Source organism: Peptoniphilus indolicus ATCC 29427, from assembly GCF_000227315.1.
In the GTDB taxonomy this organism is placed as follows: Bacteria; Bacillota; Clostridia; order Tissierellales; family Peptoniphilaceae; genus Peptoniphilus; species Peptoniphilus indolicus.
Genome location: NZ_JH165061.1, coordinates 980,601 through 987,472, shown reverse-complemented (window position 1 = coordinate 987,472; position 6,872 = coordinate 980,601). Strand labels below are relative to the sequence as shown.

The 6,872-nt window shown below is 31.7% G+C and carries 4 protein-coding genes; all 4 read right to left on the bottom strand.

Translation table 11 applies throughout. The features are described from left to right. Nucleotides 1–353: 353 nt before the first annotated feature. Nucleotides 354–866, bottom strand: coding sequence for a hypothetical protein (locus tag HMPREF9129_RS10600; protein ID WP_004820777.1), 513 nt, complete (start codon nucleotides 864–866; stop codon nucleotides 354–356). 72 nt (nucleotides 867–938) lie between these two features. Next, on the bottom strand, nucleotides 939–1,538 hold the full coding sequence (locus tag HMPREF9129_RS04435) for a sortase (RefSeq protein WP_004820775.1): 600 nt from the start codon (nucleotides 1,536–1,538) through the stop codon (nucleotides 939–941). Then, entirely contained in the window at nucleotides 1,532–5,806 is a 4,275-nt protein-coding gene (locus tag HMPREF9129_RS04430) for a Cna B-type domain-containing protein (RefSeq protein ID WP_004820772.1), read from the bottom strand. The genes HMPREF9129_RS04435 and HMPREF9129_RS04430 overlap by 7 nt, the downstream gene beginning before the upstream one ends. After that, the gene (locus tag HMPREF9129_RS04425; protein ID WP_004820771.1) at nucleotides 5,803–6,840 is read right to left on the bottom strand and encodes a Cna B-type domain-containing protein; all 1,038 of its coding nucleotides are present in this window, start codon (nucleotides 6,838–6,840) and stop codon (nucleotides 5,803–5,805) included. Before HMPREF9129_RS04425 ends, HMPREF9129_RS04430 begins: the two co-directional genes overlap by 4 nt. Nucleotides 6,841–6,872: the final 32 nt, after the last annotated feature.

Sequence of the window (6,872 nt, the reverse complement as noted above, 5' to 3'; positions counted from 1 at the left end):
ACCTTTCACCCCATCTATATTTTTTCTTAACGACATATTGTTTTTGCTGTTCTTGTTTGTTTACCTTAATATTTTTACCTGCTCTTTTTAAAATCGGCTCAAATAGTTTTTCTTCAGCCCTTTTTCTAGCTATAATAGCATCTTCTTTTTCTTAAATGTTCCCAGTGTATATCTCTTTTTTCTTAATGTAATATATGAAACCCAATTGCCACTTTTAGTTTGACTAACGCCTTTTACACCACTGGTATTATTTGATGGGACTTTTCCTGTTAATAGGTATGGTAAAGCTCCGTCTACATAGTTATATTTTCGGTCATTACCAAGATGACCACAACTAAGTGTATGCCCGCTGATTAAATTAGATCTGGATACATAAGTGGACTTACCGCAAGAACATAGGCAAAGATATTTTTCTCTATTTTTATCAAATGAGATAACTGTAAGTTCTCCGATTTTTGTCCCAATAAGTCTTCATATTTATGATTCCCACAGTCTTTGACATATCCTCTGTCCAGTTGTTTTTTGGTGGCTTCAATATATTTTCCGCATTTAAGACACCTACATTTCCAAACTATCAAGCCATCTTTACGTTTTTCAGTTTTCTCTTCAACTATAAGGTCGTGATATATTTCTCCTACTATGTTTTTATAGCTATTAGCAATCTCTGCCCCTCTACAACCGCAGCTTACGGTTCTTCCCGAGATAAGATTGCTATAGTATACATAAGTAGTGTTTCCGCAATCACAAATACATTTACATTTTTTGTACTTGCCTTTTTTATAAACAGATATCACTTTCAGTTTTCCAAACCTTTTCCCTATAAGCTCATCATTTTTATTTATTTCTTTTAAATCCTTCGATACCATATCTACAAAAATTTTCTTTTTTCAAAAAAATCTCTCTTAAATTTTATTTATACAATGCTATATCGATAACACTTACTTTTGTATTCTTTTACATCGTATCGTTGTTCTTGCTTCACCACCTAGAGTACAAGTGAATAAGGTTAGATCCCAGTCTGCGGAAAGCATATCTTTAACTTGTGTTTTATCCAGCTCTTCTTTCTTTTCTACGGTAAACTCAAATAGATTGTCATCCATATCCTTAAATTGAATGATATCTCCAATATTTAATCGATGTAGCTTGCCAAAATGGACTTTATAGTTATGTGCTAACAGGATCATGTTATTTAGGTATACCGATCCCTCATATCTTGCTGGGGCGATCTTAAGCTTAGGATAAGACCAAGAGCTCAGAACCGGAAGTTCCAGCTCTAAGCTCGGTATAATTACATATCCGATATAGTCATTGCCATTTATTGTTAGCTTTGGCATTTCCATATGCGGATTTTTAATATAATCAGGTCTATTATCCATTAGTTTTTCAATTTCTGTGCGACTTTTTTCTTTAAGACTTTCCTTGATTAACTCAGTTTCTTTTCCTACCTGATAATCTTCCCATAAGTTTTTAGAAAAAAGTAGGAGTCCAAACAAAATACAGATCGTGCCAAATAAGAAAAACTTATTTACCTTTAGCATTTAATTTGTCTCTTTCTATAAGGGATTATTAAGCCAATAGATAAGACGAAAAGCCCTGTTAATCTGAACATAGTACTTCCTGATCCACCAGTTGTTGGCAGTTCATAGCCTTTTACCTCATCGGAAGTATTAATTACATTAATGTCTCCTTGCTGGATACCTTCATTATTGGTATATGTTGTTGTATACCCTGCAATTGATTCTTCTTCGACAGTATAGTAATATGAATTTCCATTTGTGTCCTGATAAGGCAAATCATCCCAACTTTTTGTCCAATTATTTCTACTATTCAAAGTAATTTTTTCCATAAACTCCTTATCTTCTATTTTAAGGATAGGTTTATCATAGTTAGAAAAACTAGGGACTACATGGTTATTATTGTGTGTTATTGTAATAACTGTATCTTTAGTTATAGACGGAATGGTTAAACTTGCATTATTATCGTCCAATTCTCCTTTGTTGCCATCATAAGAATAGCTTGGACTACCCATCCAGCCGTTAAAACTTATTGTTATTCCCATTCCCGTAGACTTATTAACTATTACAGTATATTCTTGGTCATCTTGCACCCAAGAAGCCATAGACTTTAATATAACTTTAACTTCATAGCCATCTGGTTTTTTTAAGCTACGATACAAATTAATGTTGATATCTCTGTCACTAGGTTTCTTGATAACATTTCCTTGTGCATCTTGCCAAATCTTATTTACAGTAAGTCTAGTATATTTATTTGTAATATAGTTAATGCCACCACCGTTCGCAAATTTTAGTATCTTATTCTTCTGTATACCAGCGTTTAAGGCCCCAGAATTATTATAAGAAGTATCAAAGTTTTCATGGTCACCTTGCCATATTATATAAATTTCTTCTTCTATTTTTTGATAACCAATCACTGGCTTTGTTTCAATTAATTTGTAGAGAGTATCCTCTTCTAAATCTTTATCTCTTCCCGCTAAATTCCACAAGATGTATCCATCTTTTTCAACTACAATTCGTTCTTTGTGGGTTTTCCATTTGTTTTCTAGCTTATCCCAGTATTCTAGCTTAAATTCTGTGCCAGGTAAGACCTTTTTAAAGTTATCACTATCAACCTTATATATTTTTATAAGCTTTTTAGTTGCAGTAGCAGATGATGATACTTCCTTTAGTACAGTCTCATCTTTATTTGACCATTCACCATCTAATGAAACTTCATTAGAAACTTTTATATCACCAGCATAATTAGTATCTAAAACATACTCGTATTCTAAAACTAATCCCATTTCATCAGGAATCTTCATCGTTAATTCTTTATTATCTGAATCATAACTTAGAGTATAATTACTTTCATCTACTAGTGTTCCCTTATTATTACCTGCTTTAAGGTCATATCTATATAACTTTACAGAATCAATATCGAGCATAGCCTGTAAATTCTCAGGACCAGAAAACTTGTCTTTTAAGATTAATGTATTAGAACCCTTATTCAAGTCTTCTCCTGCTGGATTTATTGGTATTGTGTACTTAATTCTACCTGCTGGTCTTTTCACAGGAATTGGTTTACCATCAGATCCTATAAGTGGATTACCTTTGTCATCCAGTTGTACTCCTCTTTTATCAATCCTTTCAGGATCTCTTTTAACCTTAGTTACTACTTGGCTTTCTTCATTCCCCCATGTTACTTTATTTAAATACTCTTTTTCAGAGTTTTTTATATCGTCCCAATAGTCATCTTGACTTATATCTAGGTCATAATATACGACAATTAAAGGATGTGATTCATCAAACTGAAATTTTTTAATTGTAATCTTTAAATCGTTTTTATCTAAATTAGATGTCGAATTTTCATTAATATTATATTGTTGACCATTAAGCCAAATAGTTTCTGGCTGGTAATACTCAGACTCAAAATATTTTACTCTTAAAGAACTTTCATCAAATTTTATACCTTTTGGTAAAGCATCTTTTAATATTAAGTCTTTATTAGTATCCTCTTTTGAAGTAGTTAACATTACTCGATACTTAATCTTTCCGCCAAAAGCTTTATAGGCTAATTCAGAAGATTCATACTCATAAATGCCTTTGCCTGAATTATCTTTGCCCTTGTATACACTCTTAGAAAGTTTTGGAATTTTTTTATACTTACTTTCAGCTTCTCTTTCGACATTAGAAAGCTTACCCTTATTTACAGATTTCACCTCTGCATTCGCTGAAGCTTTGGATAAATCTGTATAGGTAAAATATAGACCTGTTCTCATGTATCTAGCCTTAAAAGCCTTACCTTCTTTTGGGATAACAATAATCTTAAATGATTTTACTTTTTTTGTAGAATCACTAGATGAGATCTCGGCTCCAGCTTGATCAAAATATTTAATGGCTACATCAATATTACTTTGATCAATATGCTCTCCATTTTGTTCATGAAAATAAATCTCACTTTTAAAAATATGGTCAAGTTCAGAAGCGACCCCATAGTGGCTATCCGCTCCTAAATCATTTCCTTTCTCATCAACGGCATTTAAAATTTCATCTTCATAAGTAAATTCTGGAAGATTTCCCTCTGGAAGATCGATATTAATATACCATTTGTTTTTTAATAACTTATTAGATTTTTCAACTAACTCATGCTTATCAAATGTTTTTTGTAAATCAAATTCTCTTTTTGAAATTTTAACAGTAGCTTCATCACTTTCATTATTGATAGTGGCTGTATTTTTAGCCTCTCCTTGTTCTTTTTGTTGTTCAGTGGCTTTTGTATAAAAAAAGATAGTATATTTTGACTTCTTAGCAGCTTCGTCTATAAAATTTGGAAAAGTATATTGGATTAAGCTTCTATCTGAATATTTATGAACAGAATCATTAATATTGATTGATTTATAATCTCCTGAGTCTCTACGAAGAGTTACATCTCCATGAATTTCTCCAAATACCCAATCTTCGAAAGTCCAATTTGTTAAATCCATTCCATCAGGATTTATCTCAATTGTCCATTGAATTAAACCATCTTTAGGATTATAAGAACCCGATTTTTTAATATTATTTTTATGCCATTTTATATAATTTTCGCCACTATCTTCATTATTGTTTGATTTGGCATACGCATTATTATTTAGTTGATACACTTCAGCATTAAGGTCTTTTGGAGATACCCTTACACTATAAGTTACTTCATATTTTTCACCCGGTTCTAATTTAGGAAGACTTTCAATTGTAAATCCTCCTTCCTTATCTTTCCAACGTAGGTTATATTGATTATTAACCTTTGTACTCGAACCATTAGAATAAATTTTCTTAACGACAATATCACGATTTTGGTAATAATTAATTGTATTGGAGTTCCATTCAGGTATCGTATCTTCTATTTTAATGATATTACCGGTTCCTTTCCATGTAGAAACTACTATTTTATAATCAATTATATCTTTATTGTCCGATATCTTTCCTGTTTTCTTTGTATTTATATCGTACTTATTTTCTTCCGGTGGAGCTGGTGGTTTCACAATTGTAATTTCAAAATTTGTGCCTGGAAATTTAATTTTTCCTTCTTCATCTGCACCATCTTTTGAAGCAGTTCCTTTAAAACTTACTGTGCCATCAATACCTGCTCCAAATTCAATAAAATCATCATTAAATGTTATTTCTATTTTGCCGTCAGTCCCAATTTTATAAGTTCCAACAGCCTTCCCCTTAGAATAAACCTGTCCCATTTCCTCTTCTGAAACCATTATTCCTCTGGGAAGTTGATAATGTATTTTTGTATTTTTCGGTCCTATATCATTAGGTTTTAAAGAATAGTTTATATTTACTCTAACATTATCTCCATCCTGAAATTCCTCTGATGGAATCCATGAACCACCGACTTGTTTAGAAATTCTAATGCTTGTTATTTTATCTGAAAAATCAATACTACTATTTGTATCTCTCTGTAAGTTAAGTTCATAGTTTTTACCTAGAAGTTGAATTTTGCTATTTTCGTCATTTGCTTCCTTAATTATAGGAAATAAATCTGTGCTTTTTCTCTTGTTCGATTCTTCATCTAAAACTGTTTTAGATTCTTTTGTAGGTTCATCGCTATTTTCTTCCTCTAACACATTACCTTTACTCTCACTATTTCCTTTTTTATCTAAAAATCCTTTTTTTCTTTCTTCCTTTGTTGTGATAATTGACTCAGCCTTTTTTGTTTGTTCATCAAAAGACTCTTTACCCATAGCTAGAGAAATAGGAAAATTTGAAAGTAATATTAGCAGTGCTAAAACAAGCGATAGAACTTTTTTAATTTTAATTTTCATTCATCCACCTTCTTTCTCCTATTTTGAATAAAGCCTAACACAATCATAACTGAACCAAGACCAACTAGTGTATACACCGGCCACCACAACTGACCTGTTTGTGGTAAATGTTGCTTTGTTTCTTTTGACGTTATTTCCGGTTGTATTTCTAATGGCACTTTTAATGCTGTTTTAGGTGGCATTTCGGGTGGAACTTTAGGCGGTTTCCCCGGTAATGTTTCCGGTGGAATACAAGTGTTTTCAACAAAGAAAGTATTCCAATCTTCCCATATCATCACCTTATATTTACCTTTGTCCACACTTTTTTCTGCCACTGTCCAATTAACACTTGCATCTAATTTATGCCATGTGTGCTGCCAATTATTTTTTTCACTTAAAACTATGGTCTCTCTTAGCTTCCCGTTTCCTAATAGTTCAATCTCTATTTCTTTAGGACGAAAGTTTTCAAAACCTTTATCTTTCCAAATCTTAATAACTTTTTTAGATACTTCCTTTATGATTTTTTCATTTCTTGTTGTCTTTGGCTTTGAGATAACATCATAATTCCATGTTCCTGTTTCTTTTTCTACATTAGGTAGTAAAACTAGAAAAGGACTGGATTCATATATATAATTATCCAAAGTTAGATTTTTACCGATAACAAGATACAAGCCTGCTTTTAGTCTTGTTTTGTAAATTCCGTTAACATCAGTTGTACCTGTAACTAGAGCTTTTAACCCGTCTCTTTGTACATATCCCTTAAGAGTCAGAGCATAATCGTTCCAGGCCTCTTGATTTAATTTTGTTAAATCCACAGGATATTTACTAAATTTCTCTGTGAGTTTAATATTTAGATCTTTATCAACATCTGCCACTTTATATATATCAAAGTCTGCATTAGATAATTTCTTTCCATCATTCTGATAGTCTATAATAAATTGAACGTATTTATCTATATCAAAGTCGCTACTTGCCAAAGCATCTAAGGGAAATATCATAAGACTAATTATTAAGCACATAAGAAATAATGGTAGGATTTTTTTTATTTTATTCATCTTTCACCTCCAATAAATCTTGCTTAAAGCAA

Coding starts and splice junctions, on each gene's coding strand:
- HMPREF9129_RS10600 (WP_004820777.1), bottom strand. CDS start 866: ATGGTATCGAAGGATTTAAAAGAAATAAATAAAAATGATGAGCTTATA.
- HMPREF9129_RS04435 (WP_004820775.1), bottom strand. CDS start 1,538: ATGCTAAAGGTAAATAAGTTTTTCTTATTTGGCACGATCTGTATTTTG.
- HMPREF9129_RS04430 (WP_004820772.1), bottom strand. CDS start 5,806: ATGAAAATTAAAATTAAAAAAGTTCTATCGCTTGTTTTAGCACTGCTA.
- HMPREF9129_RS04425 (WP_004820771.1), bottom strand. CDS start 6,840: ATGAATAAAATAAAAAAAATCCTACCATTATTTCTTATGTGCTTAATA.